18 protein-coding genes are annotated in these 16,386 nt (G+C 45.3%); 6 read left to right on the top strand and 12 right to left on the bottom strand.

Going from position 1 to position 16,386, the window contains the following annotated elements:
- Positions 1-4: 4 nt before the first annotated feature.
- Entirely contained in the window at positions 5-1,414 is a 1,410-nt protein-coding gene (locus R7190_RS01690; RefSeq protein WP_005375092.1) for an aminotransferase class V-fold PLP-dependent enzyme, read from the bottom strand.
- A 541-nt stretch (positions 1,415-1,955) separates the two neighbouring features.
- Between R7190_RS01690 and R7190_RS01685 the strand changes: the two genes are divergently transcribed.
- Positions 1,956-2,471: a superoxide dismutase family protein gene (locus tag R7190_RS01685; protein WP_017635497.1), complete on the top strand. Its 516-nt coding sequence runs from the start codon at positions 1,956-1,958 to the stop codon at positions 2,469-2,471.
- 27 nt (positions 2,472-2,498) lie between these two features.
- Here R7190_RS01685 and R7190_RS01680 read toward each other — a convergent pair whose 3' ends face one another.
- The 4 genes from R7190_RS01680 to R7190_RS01665 all read right to left on the bottom strand — a co-directional run bounded on the left by R7190_RS01680 (position 2,499) and on the right by R7190_RS01665 (position 6,255).
- Positions 2,499-3,872, bottom strand: a complete 1,374-nt coding sequence (locus R7190_RS01680; protein WP_213986393.1) for a sensor histidine kinase — start codon at positions 3,870-3,872, stop codon at positions 2,499-2,501.
- 116 nt (positions 3,873-3,988) lie between these two features.
- A complete protein-coding gene (locus tag R7190_RS01675) occupies positions 3,989-4,720 on the bottom strand; it encodes a response regulator transcription factor (protein ID WP_186585102.1) in 732 nt (243 codons plus the stop codon).
- Positions 4,721-4,866: 146 nt separating this feature from the next.
- Positions 4,867-5,562: a spondin domain-containing protein gene (locus R7190_RS01670; protein ID WP_186585101.1), complete on the bottom strand. Its 696-nt coding sequence runs from the start codon at positions 5,560-5,562 to the stop codon at positions 4,867-4,869.
- 9 nt (positions 5,563-5,571) lie between these two features.
- Positions 5,572-6,255, bottom strand: a complete 684-nt coding sequence (locus R7190_RS01665; protein ID WP_104980162.1) for a spondin domain-containing protein — start codon at positions 6,253-6,255, stop codon at positions 5,572-5,574.
- 551 nt (positions 6,256-6,806) lie between these two features.
- On the opposite strand from R7190_RS01665, the gene R7190_RS01660 reads away from it, so the two are divergent.
- From R7190_RS01660 to R7190_RS01650, 3 genes are all read left to right on the top strand, one after another.
- Positions 6,807-7,280, top strand: a complete 474-nt coding sequence (locus R7190_RS01660; RefSeq protein WP_186585100.1) for a hypothetical protein — start codon at positions 6,807-6,809, stop codon at positions 7,278-7,280.
- 77 nt (positions 7,281-7,357) lie between these two features.
- Entirely contained in the window at positions 7,358-8,287 is a 930-nt protein-coding gene (locus R7190_RS01655) for a LysR family transcriptional regulator (protein ID WP_033906703.1), read from the top strand.
- 11 nt (positions 8,288-8,298) lie between these two features.
- A complete protein-coding gene (locus tag R7190_RS01650; RefSeq protein WP_053303870.1) occupies positions 8,299-8,682 on the top strand; it encodes a VOC family protein in 384 nt (127 codons plus the stop codon).
- Positions 8,683-8,739: 57 nt separating this feature from the next.
- On the opposite strand, the gene R7190_RS01645 is transcribed toward R7190_RS01650, so the two are convergent.
- The 6 genes from R7190_RS01645 to R7190_RS01620 all read right to left on the bottom strand — a co-directional run bounded on the left by R7190_RS01645 (position 8,740) and on the right by R7190_RS01620 (position 13,763).
- On the bottom strand, positions 8,740-10,179 hold the full coding sequence (locus R7190_RS01645) for a PepSY-associated TM helix domain-containing protein (RefSeq protein WP_186585099.1): 1,440 nt from the start codon (positions 10,177-10,179) through the stop codon (positions 8,740-8,742).
- Between the two features lie 154 nt (positions 10,180-10,333).
- Positions 10,334-10,693 (bottom strand): hypothetical protein, encoded by a 360-nt coding sequence (locus R7190_RS01640; protein WP_080276971.1) that lies wholly within the window; start codon positions 10,691-10,693, stop codon positions 10,334-10,336.
- A gap of 218 nt (positions 10,694-10,911) precedes the next feature.
- Positions 10,912-11,301 (bottom strand): cytochrome b562, encoded by a 390-nt coding sequence (locus R7190_RS01635; protein WP_021035869.1) that lies wholly within the window; start codon positions 11,299-11,301, stop codon positions 10,912-10,914.
- 156 nt (positions 11,302-11,457) lie between these two features.
- Positions 11,458-12,210, bottom strand: a complete 753-nt coding sequence (locus tag R7190_RS01630; RefSeq protein ID WP_186585621.1) for a phosphatase — start codon at positions 12,208-12,210, stop codon at positions 11,458-11,460.
- 83 nt (positions 12,211-12,293) lie between these two features.
- Positions 12,294-12,740, bottom strand: coding sequence for an SRPBCC domain-containing protein (locus R7190_RS01625; RefSeq protein ID WP_318137503.1), 447 nt, complete (start codon positions 12,738-12,740; stop codon positions 12,294-12,296).
- A gap of 99 nt (positions 12,741-12,839) precedes the next feature.
- A complete protein-coding gene (locus tag R7190_RS01620; RefSeq protein ID WP_186585098.1) occupies positions 12,840-13,763 on the bottom strand; it encodes a DMT family transporter in 924 nt (307 codons plus the stop codon).
- Between the two features lie 128 nt (positions 13,764-13,891).
- Here R7190_RS01620 and R7190_RS01615 point away from each other — a divergent pair, with 128 nt between their 5' ends.
- Positions 13,892-14,785 carry a LysR substrate-binding domain-containing protein gene (locus R7190_RS01615; protein ID WP_033906699.1) on the top strand — a complete coding sequence of 298 codons (894 nt, stop codon included), beginning with the start codon at positions 13,892-13,894 and terminating at the stop codon, positions 14,783-14,785.
- A gap of 73 nt (positions 14,786-14,858) precedes the next feature.
- Complete coding sequence (locus R7190_RS01610; protein WP_025768593.1) at positions 14,859-15,917, top strand: S1 family peptidase; 1,059 nt, start codon at positions 14,859-14,861, stop codon at positions 15,915-15,917.
- 16 nt (positions 15,918-15,933) lie between these two features.
- Here the strand turns inward: R7190_RS01610 and fliJ are convergent, their stop codons facing one another.
- Positions 15,934-16,374 (bottom strand): flagellar export protein FliJ, encoded by a 441-nt coding sequence (gene fliJ, locus R7190_RS01605; protein ID WP_017820533.1) that lies wholly within the window; start codon positions 16,372-16,374, stop codon positions 15,934-15,936.
- Positions 16,375-16,386: the final 12 nt, after the last annotated feature.

The following is a 16,386-nucleotide window of genomic DNA, read 5'->3' as shown; positions in this document are numbered from 1 at the left end:
GATGTTAGAACGACGAGTAATACAAATTCGTCATCGCCACTACGAGCCCTTCCACATCTTGTTCGTCATGGAACAAATGCGTAGAGATACGCAGCGCGTAAGTATCAAAGTCATCATCCTTATGCAGCTTAAAGCTAGTCGTACGGATGATGTAACCATACTCTTCACGTAAACGATCTCGGAATTCCGTCAGTATCTCTTCATTAGTTACATCGGAGAACGGGTTAACCGTCGTTAAGCCACTGGTTAAGCCTTCCACGTTTGGTGAATACATTTTGGCTTGTGGTAAGTACTCTTGAAGCAAGGTTTTACATAAACTACCAAGGCTTACAACTCGCTCTTCGATACGGTCTCGACCAATCTCATCCCACATTTTGCAACTATCAACTAGTGCTTGTTTCGCAGGATAGTTATCGTTACCAATGTATTGCATTTGCAGCTGTTTACCTAGGTAATCAGCATGAGAAAGTGAGGAGTTGATCAACCATAACGGGTTCTCTCGGTCACTCCAATACTCATTCAAACGGTTACCGTTATCACGAACATACAGAATACCTGTCGCACCCGGACCACACTGCCACTTATGACCAGATCCTGCATAGAAATCACAATCCATATCGTGGAAATCAAGGTCAAACATACCGACCGTATGCGCGCCATCAACAAGAGTAGGTACACCATACTCTTTTGCTAAAGCACAAATGGCTTTTGCTGGTAGCGCGGTTCCTGTTTTGTATGTGATATGAGAGAAAACAATTAGGCGAACGTTTTGATTCGCATCAAGCGCGTCTCGGAACGCTTGAATGTAATCTTGCTCAGAAACGTTTTCGGTACCAGTAAATACTGGTAGTTGAATTTCTACCACATCCACACCAAAACGATGTTTCGCTACGTTCATAGGTGATGTTGCAGCAATATGTTCATGGTGTGTCGTTAGAATCACATCACCTGGTTCAAAGTGTAAGCCATTAATGATCGAGCATAAGCCATCAGTAGTGTTGCGGCTGAGAATGATCTCTTCTGGGTTAGCACCAAAACCTGGTGCGACGTCTTTAACCATCTCAGAAACATACGGCCAAGAGCCAAATTTGCCTTTCATATCCCAAGGATATTTAGCCACCAGCTTGTTGTTATGCTCGTAATCTTCAAGAACATGTTTTGGCATTGAACCTGTTGTACCAATGTTCATGTAAGTGGTTCGTTTGTCCAAAACGAACTGCCTTCGCACTTTACGCCAGAAGCGCTTATCGTGTTTTCTACCTAGCCCGCGGCTGCTCCAATCAATTTTCTGTTCTCGTGCTTGAGCTACGCCTGAGAAAGCGGAAGCACTCACACCAGCAACAACAGCTCCTGTTGCGCCTTTCAGAAAATTACGGCGGCTGCTATTAGTCTGAATAGATTCCTTGTCTTTCATCTTTTTCAATCCTTGTCGGAAATTAGCCATATTATTAATTTTAAGTGCGTAACTATCTGTTACTAAAACATTATTACCCATTACAATCAGAGTTTAATTTTTTCCTCTGCCATTAAGTGACTTTAGTTCCAATTTTTTATCTTATTTGATGATATAAGCAACAGTTTGACCACAAATCTATAAACAACAATGTTCACATTAATATATTCGTTAATTTGACTATTCTTTATTGCGGACAATTCCACCAAATTCTTTATAAAACAATTATGAGCTTTGTTATAAAGTCATTAAAAATTTAACTTTGCGTTAATTTAAAAATATTCAGGCTATTTTAAGATTGGCGTCTATTCTTTTTATATCTTAACGATCTCAATATGTTAAGACTAAATAAAAGAAAGCTGATTTCGGATCGAGATATCAGTTTAAGACCATAAAGTGATACACATCACTCTATGACATAAACTCACCGCTCAACATACATAAGTAAAACAGGTTTTCACTAATATGTGCTTGAGCGTACACCCTAAAAGAAGGAGGTCCCATGTTAAAAGGATTGCTATGCATTTCAGTTGCATCCGCTCTTGTCGCCGCCCCTAACGCGCTAGCAAAAACGGTAGAAATGACTGCTCTCAACACCAATGAGAGTGCGGGTACCATTGAGATTTCACAAAGTGATTATGGCGTTGTTTTTACGCCTCAATTATCAGGTTTGTCAGCAGGTGTGCACGGTTTCCATGTTCACACTAATCCATCTTGCGATAGCATAGAAAAGGATGACAAAACCGTATTAGGCGGCGCAGCAGGTGGCCATTATGATCCTAACAACACAGGGAAGCATGGCTATCCTTGGACCGATGACAATCATTTAGGCGACTTGCCTCCACTCTATGTGGACATGGACGGCAATGCCAATCAGCCCGTTGTCGCACCTCGCCTAAAATTATCGGATTTAAAAGGTCGAGCGTTAATGATCCATGCAGGTGGTGACAATCACTCCGATCACCCAAATAAGCTAGGTGGTGGTGGCGCTCGCGTCGTATGTGGTGTTATTGAATAAACATTAACTTATGTCTCACACTTCTCTTTAGATTGCGAGAAGTGTGAACTTCTGTTGATACTGAGAGGAGGTTGCATTGGTCTCAAGATAGCTGTGGTGAAGCATTAAGATCGATTGGACAATCTTCGTCCCGATCCCCAAAGAACCGCCCTCCGCTTCTTCCTCGATGTGATTGACGAAGGTAAAGTGGATGCGCGACTTATCTTCACTCAAATACGCTTGGCAATGCACTTCCGAGCCAATTGGGCTGTGGCGCAATGCATTTTCAAGCAGGTTCAACACCAACCGCTCTAAGAGTCCTTTATCACCCACGGTTTGGATTTCGTTATCGATATCCACTTTCAACACCACTTCTTTACGAGAAAACTGGCTCTGCATCGTTTCTGCACATTCTGCCATCAAAGCGCCAAGATCTACGGGGCGGTACTCGTAGTTTGGCAATGGAGCTTCTTTGCGCGCAGCGTCTAACAAAGAATGCAATTGAGTTGAGAGCTTCTCACAATTTCGGAAAGCGACGTCAATCAAAGGATCAGATTCCGGATGTTGCAAACGCCACGTTTCCAAATAGCCCAGCACGCTCGATAACGGCGTTTTTAAATCATGACTAAGCTGCAACAAGCTTTGACGACGATGAGACGATTGATACTCCAACTGTAAAAACTGTTGCTGAATGTGCTTCGCCATCATCTGATAAGAGTGCGCAATCGGCACGAGCTCCGGCACTTGGTGAGTAAAATCAGGTTGCAGGCGGAAATCATGTTCGGCTTGCTGTTGAAGTTGCTTGGTCACACGCTCAATCGGGTTCAATAGGCTACGTTTCACCAGCACATAAGCCCCAAGAGCAAAGCCTAAGATGGAGACTAAGACCAATCCTGCCAGCGCGATGTAAGGGGTATCGACTTGAGCATTGGCAATGGCGTCATGTCGGGTACTGCCAATCACCACGTAGAGATAACCGACCGTAGAGCCTAATTCCTCTATCGCCGCGACAGAAAAGACTTTGTGCTCACCACGATTGCGTGGGTCTTCACCCAAAATAGGAAAAGGCTGGTCATTTAAGAATTGCTTAATGGGATTGAGATCCACCTTCCCCATGATCTCCGCCCCTTCCGGCGCTGCGTGAGTGGTAATGTTGCCTTGGCTATCGAGGAAGTAGATTTCAAAATCAGGGCCGATCAGCATGAGCGTATGAAAGATCGACTTAAGCGCTTTGGGGTTGTAATCCGTCCCGATCATCAGCGGATTATCATCACGCATATGGCTAGCTAGCTCTTTATGCAGGCTTTGCTTAGTGCGTAACTCAATGGTTTCTTTTTGCCAATTGTAAGTCAGTGCAATCACCACCGCCGCGAGGCAGAACCACAAGCTAGTAAATACCACTAAGCGAGATTTGAAGCTCATCCTATCGCCTCCTTAAACAGCGGTGTTTTTGAAACATCCGTGATGATTGAAAAATGACGGTGAAAACAACTGCCGACTTACTGTCTTGGCTTGATGTTTTGACTTACTTTCTTGCATTAGTGTCTTGGCTGAAACTTATACCCAACACCCCACACGGTTTGTATGAAGTGATGATCAGAGTCAGACAACGACAACTTGCTGCGTAAACGGTTTATGGTGCTACACACAGTGTGGTGATAACCAGAATGACTGGTGTTCCAAACGTGATCGAGCAATTCATCTTTACTGTAGACTCTGCCCGGACGAGTCGCGAGAAACTGCAGCAAAGTAAACTCTGTCGCGGTGAGCGTGACATCCTTGTCGTTTAAGGATACTTGGTGCAACTCCGGAATGATTCTCAGCGGACCAAAATCCATCGCATCTTTGAGGACCTCATTTGCCACTTTGGCTTCTGCGGTTTGGCTGACTCGGCGTAGCACGTTTCGCACTCGTGCTTGGAATTCTAATACGCTAAATGGCTTAGTGATGTAGTCATCAACACCCGCTTCTAAACCGTCAACCTTGTCCATTTCACCGTCTCTGGCTGTCAGCATGAGCACTGGGCTCCAATCTTGTTGCTGACGCAAATAATGGCAGATGTCTAGGCCATCGCCGTCTGGTAAACCTCGGTCAAGGATCAATAAATCAAAGGGTTGTTGCTGGTATTGCGTTTTAGCATCGGCGACATTTGTCGCTCGCGACACTTGGTGTCCTTGAAACTTGAGATGCATCTGAACCAGTTCTGCCAAATCATCGTCATCTTCCACCAACAAGATGTTCGCGACTAAATTGATTGCCTGTTGTTCCATGGTCCTTTCCTTGCCTTCGAGTATCCTCACTTTGCACATGACCGGAACAAATTAGAAATTCTTTCAAAAAAGGTTCCGATGACGCCATGAGGGATAAAGCGCTCGGCTACAAGCGCTTTGGAAAGGAGACGTCATCGGAGCCTGTGTTACTCGACTCGAGTGATGGTGACTTTCGCACCTGGGTTCAAGAAACGATGGTTCGCAGAAAGCGCTGAGTTTGCTAATCCGTCATCTTGGCTAACGACCCCCGCATGGAATGCAACAACATCACTGCTGTCATTACGAGCGGCATTGAAGCCCTCACCACCACCTGCTGGGCCCGGGATGGTTGCGGCAAGTTCATCGTTTAGCTCTGTACCGGAATCCCAAACGTTCATGCTCATTTCGTAGCTTTCACCTACTGCGAGCGATTTGAGCGATAGCCCCGTTTCGCCAACAAAGGCATCGTTGGTATTCACGAACATAGACGCCACAGACAAGTAACCGTAACGACTAGGGTCAACCGTGATGGTGACTTCGTCCGATGCGCCCGGCAACACCAATCCATTACCCGAAATGCCTTGGTAAACACTGTCATTGCTGTTCATCAATTCAATTAACTCTGCGTTACTACCGCCTTCGGCAAGATGCTCAAGTTCAACAGATGCCACTTGGCCAATTTCAAACAGTTGGTAGTCACCATTGTGAGTGAGTACCGCTAGCGGAGACATAGGTTGATTCGCAGTCAAGTTCGCCACGTTGACGGTGTAACGGTACGATTTCACTACGTCGTTATCATCATCGCTTGGACAACCGGCGAGCAAGCCGACTGAAGCTGCTACTAGTAAGATTCTGTATTTCATACATCCCCCTTACTTCACAACGATTGTGATGGTTGCAACTGGGTTTAACCAACGATGGCTGCTGCTGTCTAGGTCACTGATGCCGCCAGTTGGGTCGCTATCACCAAGGTTACCCGGATGCACGTGAACTTTGTCGTTAGTTACCGTTGCTTCAACGCCTGTGCCGCCAGTACCAAAGGTAATGAAAGGTGGGTTTGGCATGCTAGACGCAAGCTCATCGTTCGCTTCTGTACCAGCATCGTAACTTCTTAGCGTTGCTCGGTATGTACCCGCTTCCGTTGGAATCTTCCAACTATCTAGACCGACAAAACCGTCATTGGTTGGCAGCAACATCGCGCTCAGAGAAAGATATCCGTGGTCGCCACTGTCTAAGGTGAAGGTGGTTGCAACACCCGGATTCAAAATGCCACCAGCAGGGTTCTCAACCACCGCACCACCAGCGTTACCAATCACGCTAGCAAGACCAGAGATATCACCGCCTTCTGCCATAGCTTCTAGTTCTGGCGTTGCTGCTTGACCCGTTCTGAACATTTGAAGATCAGAACCATGTGCAGCGACAATAAGTGGCGTAAAGTAGATGCCTTTGGTTGCGTTTGTCACGGTGATTTCCAATTCCGCCGCGTTCACTGATGTAGAACCTAGTGCCATAGCGACTGAAGTCATGACGAGTCCGAGTTGGGTACGTTTTTTCATTGTGATTCCATCCTTTAATGAGGGTTGAACTACCCAAGCCCATGTGTACGGCTTTACTTCTTTGTTCGTGACTTGAGTAGGTTAAGCATTACGTTTCGAACGTTTTGCGTTCTTGCCTCTAAGAATGACGAGCAAATCTATCAGCAACTTCATCGAATTCTCATAAAATTCTCACAAGTTCTGTTCGAATTCTGTCAGCAGCACTTTTTTATTTATACTCAAGTAACCTCGAGATGCTTGGTTCAGCGAGGATGACTTGGTTTGAAGGCGAGGCAACAATTTGAAAATCTAGTGGTTCTAAATCGAAAATTGTTAACGAAGCATGCGAACCAAGGCAACTCGCCCTTCGGGAGCGTGCCACTGAAGCAATTTCTTCGTCAAACAACTTGGAAAGAGCTCGCTATTCCGCTTCGTTGTTTTCCTTGAACTTGAATCAGTGACAACGCTCTGAACCATGTATCTTGAAGTCACTTGAGTATATTCAGATATTTACACTTCGCGCTCTCCCCTCCTACAATGCGGTATTCCCTGTTTAAATCACGATTCTCACCATGATTCATAACGTTCTGTCTGCCTACTATGGCGAAATCTACGGCATCGCTTTTTTCAACCACTACTTGAGCCATTACACCCAAAGTGAACAACAAACACTGTGGCAAACCTTGATTGAAGTGGAAGAGCTAACCGCAGAAAAGCTCAAACCTGTACTGCTAACACATGGCATGGATATCGAAAGTCGACACCAAGAGATGCTGGATAAAGGCTTGGCAGATGCAACTAAGTGGATTGGTTTACCATGGCAAGAGTTGGTGGCGACTCTTTTGAAGTGGGTAGAACCTTATGAGGTTAAGTATCGAGAGTGGCATGAAGAAGTGAAAGCTTCACAGCAGTATTCAATCGCTGAGCGAGAAGCTATCGAGTTAATTGCAGACCATGAAACGGCCATTTATCACTGTTGGCAGCAATACCATACTGGTGAATCTGGCTTGCCTGCACTCAATGCATTTTTGGCAAAATATCGTTAAAGCGAGACGGTGACACTTGAACCTCGTGAAACCGTACCAGACAATATCGTTATTCCGCTGCGCAGAACTGAACAATTATGGTTAATCCAAAACTCATTGCCCTACTTCCTGATCTTGCTTCGTTTATCTTGGTGGTAAACGAAGGCAGTTTTACCGCTGCTGCTAAACAACTCGGCGTAACGCCATCGGCTTTAAGTAAGTTGATCACACGGTTGGAACAAGCCCTCTCGGTCAAACTGTTTGAGCGCACAACTCGTAAGTTGATCATCACTCAAGCAGGGCAAAAGGTTTACGACCAAAGCATCGCAATGGTGAATGCCGCGCAGCAAGCCGTTGAGCTATCTGCGGAAGATCATGCTGAGCCAACAGGCGCACTCACAGTAGCAGCCCCTGAAGCATTTCTTAATTCGGTGCTTCAACCGTTTGTGTTGCCATTCCTAGAACGTTATCCAAACATTCAGCTTAAGCTGCGTGCAGCAGATGGTGAGATTGATCTGTTCCGCCAAGGTATTGATGTTGCCTTTAAGCTCACCGACAAACCCGATGAGAATCTAGTGCTCAAAGAGATCAGCAAGACCAATCTCGTTTTATGTGCCTCTCCAGATTACCTAGCCAAACATGGTATGCCTGAGCACCCAACCGAGCTTGAGCAACACGACTGCATTTATCTTGCCGAGAACGACAAAGACAACATCTGGTCATTCTTTAAAGAAGAAGCGTTCCACTCCATTGCCGTGAGTGGACGCTACGCCGTCAACCATTCTCAAATGCGCTTGAACGGGGTTAAGTCTGGCTTGGGAATTGGGATCTTCCATGACTTCGTGATCAAAGACGCGTTAGAGCAAGGAGAAGTGGTAGAGGTTCTGCCGGATTGGATGATCAAGAGTAACTACCATGGCGCTATCGCGATGCAGTATGCGCAAACCAAATACATGCCCGCTCGTCTGCGTGTGTTTATCGACTTCGTTAAGGAGCATTTAGTCTCCGAGGATACTAACCATGCTTGAAGAGGCTAACCATGTTTAATGCCATTCATCACGTCGCGATCATTTGCAGCGATTACCCAAAGTCAAAACGCTTTTACACTGAAGTGTTAGGACTGAAAGTCATTGCCGAAAACTATCGTGAAGCCAGAGACTCCTACAAGCTTGACCTCGCTTTACCTGACGGCAGTCAAGTTGAGCTGTTTAGCTTTCCGGGCGCCCCTGAGAGACCGAGCTTTCCCGAAGCGCAAGGCCTGCGACATCTCGCTTTTTTGGTTGATGATGTTGAGCAAGTCAAAGCCTACCTAGAATCGAATGACGTTGAAGTTGAGCCAATTCGTATTGACGAATTTACAGGCAAAGCCTTTACCTTCTTCCAAGACCCAGATGGCTTGCCACTGGAGATTTACCAGAAATAAAAAGAGCCAGCACTTCGACTTCGCAGGCTCTTTTATTATTCCATTCTTTGTCTGTTACTAATTCAACGCCGTTTTCAGTTTCTCAACGCGGTTGAACAACAGCCAATCCAGTGCGAGAACCGTAACAATTGCCAAACCGCCCATCGGAAACGCCAGACACAATATCACCAACGTTACTAAGCCAAGCTTCCAAATACCGTCTTGCTGAAACTTAGGTGGTGCGCCCAATGCGGCACTGCGACTTGGTCTACGAATCCACCACATCACCACACCTGTGATTGAGATTAAGATGAACGCCAAACAGAACACTACGTTGAGCACTTTGTTCAATATACTCACATCACCTTGATGCAATGACACACCTGCCGCCATGAACTTGGCAAATACGCTGTAATCTTGCCACGTTACATCCACCAACAAGCGACCGGAATATTGGTCAAAGTGGCTGGTGCGATCTTGTCTTGGGTCGGAGATATCGCCACCCATGGAGTTAGCTGCAACGGTGTAAACGCCCTTCTCAGAGCGTGGCAAAAACAGCTTATAACCAGTGAAGCCCATCATTTCAGCCTTGAGGATGATATCATCAATGGAGAGCGCATCATGGCTGCCTGCGTATGCCATATCTTCCTTCATATTGGCATGATCATGAGCGGGTTTGTCTTTCGATTCAGGCACAGCAGCAAGCTCTAAGTTCCATGGCATCTCTTCTGAAGCGCCATGGTTGAGATCTTTGTGTGTCAGTGTGGATTCCGGTTTCTCACCCCATGTGTAATAGGTTGGGAAGGTATTCCAAGCTTGCACCATTTTCGCCCCCCAGATCCCTGCCCACGACAAACCTGAAATCAAAAAGAACAACAGAACAATCGACAGCACACCACCTAAATTCGCATGCAGGTCACGCATCAAAATCCGAGGACCGTTGTTAAGGCGAATTTTCAAAAAGCCGGCGCGACTGGCGTTGTCTCTAGGTAACCAAAGGTACAAACCAGATACCAACAGCAAAATCCCCAGACTTGCGGCGATTTCAATTAAACGGTCGCCTAGGTCGCCAATGAGCAGCGTACCGTGAATACTATTCATCAGTTCATAGATGCTATCACCACGATTAATGGTGCCTTGTACGTCTCCTGTGTAAGGATTTACTGCAACAATCAGCGAGCTGCCTTCTTGGTTTTGAAGCGAGAATCGGTTGGCGATATCGGCCGTTTTAGCAGGTACAAATTGAGTGACATTAAAATCGGGATACGCCTGCTTTACGGTTTCCAATTGTGCAGAGACAGGAATCATGTGCTCTTGTGGTGAAACTTGTAATGTCGCTTCGTATCGAGCCAGTTCGATTTCATCATCAAACAACATCACCAACCCCGTGAGGGAAAGCATGAGCATAAATGGAATGACGAACAAACCTGCGTAAAAGTGCCATCGCCACGTCATAAAGTAGATGGATTTTGCGCGTGAGGCTTCCTTGAGTTGAGGCTTTGCCGAGTTTCTCAACATGTGTATTTTCCTTTTTTCATTGTTGAACACCCAAATTCAGTCAAACGCATCCTGCACATACACATTTGTATGCGGCGCTAATTGACTTAGATTCGGGAGTACTACTGCTCGAAGTGGCAGTGTTGTTGGCTTTATTTACTTGTAATTGTTTTTGTTATGAGAAAAGGGAAACTGGCGGCGCTCGAGGAACTGGTGTTTCAAATCGCACACTTAGAGCCAAATAAGCGTAGCTGTCAGAAGTCACCAAGCTCTGTCTTGAAAGTATCGGTGTCGTTGGAAGTGTATCGTGATGAAAAGTCGAGAAGTGGCTAAACGGACAAGGCTTGCCTTTGTGGCTGACCGAATTGTCGCCCTCTTCTATTTGGACCAACTCAAATCCGTTAAGCGTACATAGCGTCGCCCACACGCCCATGCTGTTACCATGAGCATTGATAACAGGCATCAGTGTCACTAGCACCCAACTGAGAGCACTAGCAAATAACATCGAGCGGTAAAAAGGAATTAATCTACGCATAACGGTGACTTAACAAATTTCACACAGCGTAACCAATTTTGAGTGATAGCTCAAAAACAGGATCAATAAGTGCTTGCTACCTCACAGGTTTTCTTGAATGCATCGATTGACAGTCGCAAAAAAGCCCGCCGAAATGGCAGGCTGATAATGTGTTCATTCATTACTTAGAGATAACGCGTAATCCACTGCCACGAGCAAATGCTCCGCTCAGTATATAATTAGCCAAACAACTTGCTCCAAATGCTTGGATTGCGCTTGTCGTGGTACTCTTCACGAAGACTATCGATTTCACGCAGTTGAGCTTTTGCTTCTTGTAGCTTGCCCGCATCAAGATCCGCTTCAATCTTATCTAGCGTTACCGTCAGCTTGTTAAAGCCTTCTAAGTAAGTATCAAACTTCTCTGGTGGGTAATTACCACGCTTAGATTGTTCAACAATCGCTTGCAAGCTATCAATCGCAGATTTCATGGTTTCGACATCAGATGCTTCTGCCGCCTGTTTGAATTCCATCTTCATCTGTTTCATGTTTTGTTTTAAATCAACCGCTTCTGCCATTGCGTATGTTGAGCCAAACGCAATCGCACACCCTAGGACTAAAGGACGTAACATTTTTCACTTCTCCATTTATAGTGCCGAATTCTGTGTCGGCTTTATTCACCCAAATAACCTACGCCATAAAAGGCGAAAAACTAGCTTAGTTGAGTATTTCCGGGTCGCAGTGTAAAGCAATCTGGCGTCGGGTGCATACCTTAAATGTAATCAAGTTTATGCGTTGAGAATGCTGTCATATTCTGCAATTGGTTTACGGCCTCTCAAAGCTAAGAAAGACAAAAACTGCTGAGCGGTGTGAGTAATCACTTTCTTGCTATCAATACCCACTTTGTCCATTAACTCTCCAACCAAATCCAGATTACCAACATCGTGACAGAAGTGCGCGTCACTGCCCGTGGTGAAGAAAACACCGAGATCTTTCCCGATTTGTGCAATCTCGTGGCAACGGTCTACGCTGCCTACTCGGCTGTTGCCTTTCAGCGTGGTGTTATTAATTTCAATCGCGACATTGTGCTCTTTCGCGCACGCTAAAACGGTCTGAAAATCAAAGTCGAAATTTGGATTACCAAGATGACCGAGCGCATCAATACGACCACTCTGAATGACATTAACAAGTGCTTCCGTGTGAGTTTGCTTGTTTGCAGGACGAAAAACGGGTTCATGAAAACTCGCAATCACCCAATCTAAGTTGCGGTCCACACTCAGTGGAATATCAATGTCGCCTTCGGTATTCATAATGTTAGATTCAACGCCGCGAATAATCGCAACGCCTTCAAGAAAACGAGGCAGAATTTTCTGGTTAGAGAAGAACCAGTAATGAGGCGCACCCGGCATTAATTCTGCGTGATCGGTCGTGCAGAACATATCCAGCCCGTTCTCTTTTGCCAACTTTGCATTTTCAATCAAGGTACTGTACGCGTGACCACTGGCGTACGTATGTGTATGGGTATCAACTTTAAATTCCATCATCCACTCTCTTAGGTGCGCTATCTTGCGTGCTATTGTATACCTTCCGGCAACGCATCGTCAGCCCAAGATAAGCAAGAACCCTAAGCTTGCTCTTCACTAATGGCTTTTATCAAGGGTAAGGCTTTTTCCCATCCGTGATTAAACATGGAAACAAAGTCATTGTGAGTATGAATGATAACATTGAGTAGTAAACGATCGTTGTTGGTATCGATCTGGTAGATCTCTCGCGATCCGATCCACCTAGATGCTAGGTCAGCATCGAGTTGTTGACGATTATCCGGATTAAAAATGGCAACATGATGAAATTCAAGTTTTTGAAGCGGTAGCACCGTATCTATGATCGCCCTTGTCCCGCCCATATCTGGATCAAAAAAAGTGATGCCACCTCCTTCTTCCCAAGCTCCTTCAAATTGAGACTGCGGTGAAAAGGCTTGCGCCCAACGTTTATACAACTCAACATCGGTTAGCACTTCCCACACTCGTTGCGGTGTCGCCGAAATTTCGACGTAATAATTTAGCGTAAGCATGATTTCTCTCCTTGAACCTTTCTTGACGCTAGCCCATACTCAGGAAAAATCAAACCACACGACCAATTTATCTACCTGCCCCCTTCATTTTCCGACAGACTAAGAAGTTCTCGCTTGTAAACCGCCACTGCGATGCGCCGTAAAGCGAACCCAACATGTGTTCAGTATGATTGCGAGCACTATTAAACTCATCCCAACAATTTGACTTTGACTCATTCGGTCTTCAAAAAACAGGCTCTGCCAAACCGCAGTGAATAATAAGTTAGTAAAAATGAGTGGTGCAAGTTGAGAGCCACTGCTTGCCAGTTTATATGCTTTGGAGCGAAAAACTTGGGTGTTAATGATCATCAGAGACATCATACCGATCCACAGCACATTTGAAGAAATCTCAGGCGCCATAACACTCATATTAAGTAACGCGTCGAAGTCGTTAAACAAAGTTAGCGGCAACAGAAATACGGCAGCAAAACCAAACGCCCAAAAGTTGATTTCTAGCGGCGACATATTTGTTTTACTCACTTTATATAACGTAAGCTGAGAACCAGAATTGAAGAGTCCACCAGCCAAGCCGAGCAATAAATCCGCTCGCCATGTGATCTCACTTCCACCGCCCGCCAACATAACCACACCAGTGAACGCCATTGCTAAAGCCGCCAATGTTGAAACACGAATGCGCCCCCTCATGAACAGCTTTTCAACCAAGGGAATAAATAATGGGCCAGTAGCAAACAAAACGACCCCCTCAACGAGCGTTAACGTTTGTAATGACGCGATAAAGCAAAGTTGTGACAAACCGATACAAAGAGCACGCAATAAAATAGGCTTTAGCGTGCCCGCTTTAGGAAAGGTAAGGTTTTTCACACGAAGTAAGATAAGCAAGATAAGCGCAGGCACCAAAAAACGTAAGAAGCTAAATAGTGTGACGGAAAGTTCGCCTGACAACTGCTTTGCTAACAGTCCAGTAACAGATAAGCTTAACGTAGACATCAACATGAAAAGGATAGATTTATTTACAGCATTCATTCAATACTCCTTAATATATGGAGCATTTTAAAAGACATCACTTATCGTAAATAGCGAGTAATATTAACCATTGATGTAAGAAAAACTTACAGTTTAACTTATCTATCACCAGCTACGGTTTTTAAATTATGCGGAAACTAGTCCCCTTAAAGTCCATCTACGCATTTGTTGCAGTAGCTGAGTCTGGCAGCATGACAGAAGCAGCACAGATATTAAGTGTGAGCCACTCAGCCGTAAGTCAGGCAATTAAATCGCTGGAGAGTCAAGTCAACAAGCCTCTATTTGATCGCATAGGCAGACAAGTTCAACTCAACGCGGACGGTAAAAAGTATTACAGGAAGGTGGCACCCGCTTTAGAGCAAATTGTCGATGCAACGGAAGCACTCATCCAAGATCAGAACTTGCAGCGTGTTACGCTCAATATGGTGAATTCATTGGCTCTTCACTGGTGGATTCCTCGAATGTCAGATTTACAAGGGTTTGCTCCTCAATTAGACGTTCGTTTATCAAACCTGTCTGGCAGATTCAATTTAGAACAAGAAGGTATCGACGCGGCCTTGGTGCATGGAAATCCCGAAGAATGGCAGGATTACTACTGCGAAAAGCTCAGTGAAGATGAACTGGTTTTGGTGTGCAGTCCTGAATTGATAGCGAAGACCAAGGACTCAAACATCACTCAACTCTTAAAGCAGTATCCCATCATTGAAGTTACTAACGAACGAAGAAAAAATGACTGGAACGTGTGGCTGGACGCGACGGGTATCCAGCGACCTAAAAATAAAAAACCAATCACTTTTAACATGTCGATACAAGCCGTCCAGGCCACAACTCGTCGTTTGGGGTTATTGGTCACTCATCGCTTGTTTGTGAAGGATGACATCAAATATGGTCAGCTAATCGAGCTGGGTGAACCCGTCATTAATCCTCATCAACAGCTTTACTTTGTATGCCCGCCACACAAGCTAAAGCTTGAATCGTTTCATCTGTTGCGATCTTGGCTACAACAATCATTCAACTATTAGAAACTTTTGTTAAGCACATTCACTGAAAAACTAGTATAAAGTTAGAAGAGCACTTTTCATCCAAGGATGGTTTATGAAGCAGTATCAAATATGGCTAAGCGCACTCTGTTTTGCAGTATCTTTGAGTACGACCGCTGAAGTAGAAAATGATAACCGCCTTTCAGAACAAGGGATCTCCACGGCAATTATTGGGGGTCAGCAGGCTACCCAAAACCAACTTCCTTTTTTTGCACGTCTTATTCTACATAAAACTGGCGCTAATCAGTTTGCCAATATTTGTGGGGGAACCATTGTAAACGACCGCTTCATTTTAACTGCGGCTCACTGCGTAGAACCAAGCGTTTTTACTGACGGCTGGACAATCAACGACCTACGAGTGTTAGTCAAAAACCCTACGATGAATGACGTGTTTGTTGAAGAATTCAAAGATGTTCGCTCTATCACGATTCATCCTGATTATGTGCCTAGCGATTTATGGATTAATGACATCGCTGTCCTTGAATTGACTAGACCTATCACCGATAACGTCCAATCCATCACTTTACCGCAAGACTTTGGAGACTACAGCAGCAAGTCAGTTTATCAGATATTCGGTTTAGGTCAGACCTCAACCAATGATGAAAGCCCCCCTAACTATTTACGCTGGGCAGAAGTAAAACCCCTTACCGACACCCAATGCGCTTCGTTGGTAACAGGGTTTAACGCTCAGGAAAGTTTATGTGCGAATGGATTTCCTGAACGAAGCTACACTGGTATCTGTCGGGGTGACTCAGGCGGTCCTCTCACCTATCAAGACAATAATGGCATGTATCAGCAAATTGGCATTGTGAGCTACGGTTCTTCAGTTTGCGAATCCGCTGCGATTCCAAGTGTGTTTACCGAGATTTTGAACTATGCAACATGGATTGAGACCCAAACCAGCTCAGGTGTAAAAACCAGTTATAACGCCCTCTTAGCAAGTTCGGAAGATTATCATAGCGAAGGGGACTCTGGCTTTGAGCCTGTCGATACCAACACATCTGGCTTTGGTAACAACGGCAGCAGTGGCGGCGGTGCTCTCGGATCAGGGTTGATCATGCTTGGAGGCTGGTTTGGTTGGCTAAGACACCGCAGAAATTATTCGCGCTCCTAGTAGCGTCAACAAGACATCATAATATCTTGCGCTTAACGCGAGAGTTAATGATGTCTTCAATCATCTTTTGCTCTTTTTTCGCTTTTTCATAGTTCTGCTTAGTACGCCAACGATCAAGCACTTTTTCTAACCCTTGAACGCGTGCGTGCTTGTGTTCTAGCGTTTTCTGTACAGATGCACATTCCGCTTGCATAACGGCTTGCTCTTGCTCGTGGTGACGAAGCATTCTTTGTAGCATTTGGTCAACACGATTAAAGTTCATCAAAGCCGCGCTCGTCAGCGTCGGGCCGGTTCGGGTTGATTGTCCAGCGTGGCCTTTCAACGCCGACAACTGTTCCAATTGCATTGAAAGATGGGAGTGACGCTGACGCATGGCATCAAGTTGTTGACCCACACGGTCACGCTGTTTTTCTTCCATTTGCTGTAACTTGCCTACGGCTTTTAACTTGGATTTCATTTCAGCCTTGTC

The sequence above is a fragment of the Vibrio sp. 1078-1 genome (assembly GCF_033340475.1).
The sequence above is the reverse complement of the archived record's forward strand: the minus strand, read 5'-3'. Positions and strand labels throughout refer to the sequence as shown.

Bases quoted from the DNA above. Each gene is read 5' to 3' on its own strand.
- fliJ (WP_017820533.1), bottom strand. From the start codon at position 16,374: ATGAAATCCAAGTTAAAAGCCGTAGGCAAGTTACAGCAAATGGAAGAA.
- R7190_RS01670 (WP_186585101.1), bottom strand. From the start codon at position 5,562: ATGAAATACAGAATCTTACTAGTAGCAGCTTCAGTCGGCTTGCTCGCC.
- R7190_RS01690 (WP_005375092.1), bottom strand. From the start codon at position 1,414: ATGAAAGACAAGGAATCTATTCAGACTAATAGCAGCCGCCGTAATTTT.
- R7190_RS01675 (WP_186585102.1), bottom strand. From the start codon at position 4,720: ATGGAACAACAGGCAATCAATTTAGTCGCGAACATCTTGTTGGTGGAA.
- R7190_RS01620 (WP_186585098.1), bottom strand. From the start codon at position 13,763: ATGAATGCTGTAAATAAATCTATCCTTTTCATGTTGATGTCTACGTTA.
- R7190_RS01630 (WP_186585621.1), bottom strand. From the start codon at position 12,210: ATGGAATTTAAAGTTGATACCCATACACATACGTACGCCAGTGGTCAC.
- R7190_RS01645 (WP_186585099.1), bottom strand. From the start codon at position 10,179: ATGTTGAGAAACTCGGCAAAGCCTCAACTCAAGGAAGCCTCACGCGCA.
- R7190_RS01610 (WP_025768593.1), top strand. From the start codon at position 14,859: ATGAAGCAGTATCAAATATGGCTAAGCGCACTCTGTTTTGCAGTATCT.
- R7190_RS01655 (WP_033906703.1), top strand. From the start codon at position 7,358: ATGGTTAATCCAAAACTCATTGCCCTACTTCCTGATCTTGCTTCGTTT.
- R7190_RS01660 (WP_186585100.1), top strand. From the start codon at position 6,807: ATGATTCATAACGTTCTGTCTGCCTACTATGGCGAAATCTACGGCATC.
- R7190_RS01625 (WP_318137503.1), bottom strand. From the start codon at position 12,740: ATGCTTACGCTAAATTATTACGTCGAAATTTCGGCGACACCGCAACGA.
- R7190_RS01615 (WP_033906699.1), top strand. From the start codon at position 13,892: ATGCGGAAACTAGTCCCCTTAAAGTCCATCTACGCATTTGTTGCAGTA.
- R7190_RS01640 (WP_080276971.1), bottom strand. From the start codon at position 10,693: ATGCGTAGATTAATTCCTTTTTACCGCTCGATGTTATTTGCTAGTGCT.
- R7190_RS01665 (WP_104980162.1), bottom strand. From the start codon at position 6,255: ATGAAAAAACGTACCCAACTCGGACTCGTCATGACTTCAGTCGCTATG.
- R7190_RS01635 (WP_021035869.1), bottom strand. From the start codon at position 11,301: ATGTTACGTCCTTTAGTCCTAGGGTGTGCGATTGCGTTTGGCTCAACA.
- R7190_RS01685 (WP_017635497.1), top strand. From the start codon at position 1,956: ATGTTAAAAGGATTGCTATGCATTTCAGTTGCATCCGCTCTTGTCGCC.
- R7190_RS01680 (WP_213986393.1), bottom strand. From the start codon at position 3,872: ATGAGCTTCAAATCTCGCTTAGTGGTATTTACTAGCTTGTGGTTCTGC.
- R7190_RS01650 (WP_053303870.1), top strand. From the start codon at position 8,299: ATGTTTAATGCCATTCATCACGTCGCGATCATTTGCAGCGATTACCCA.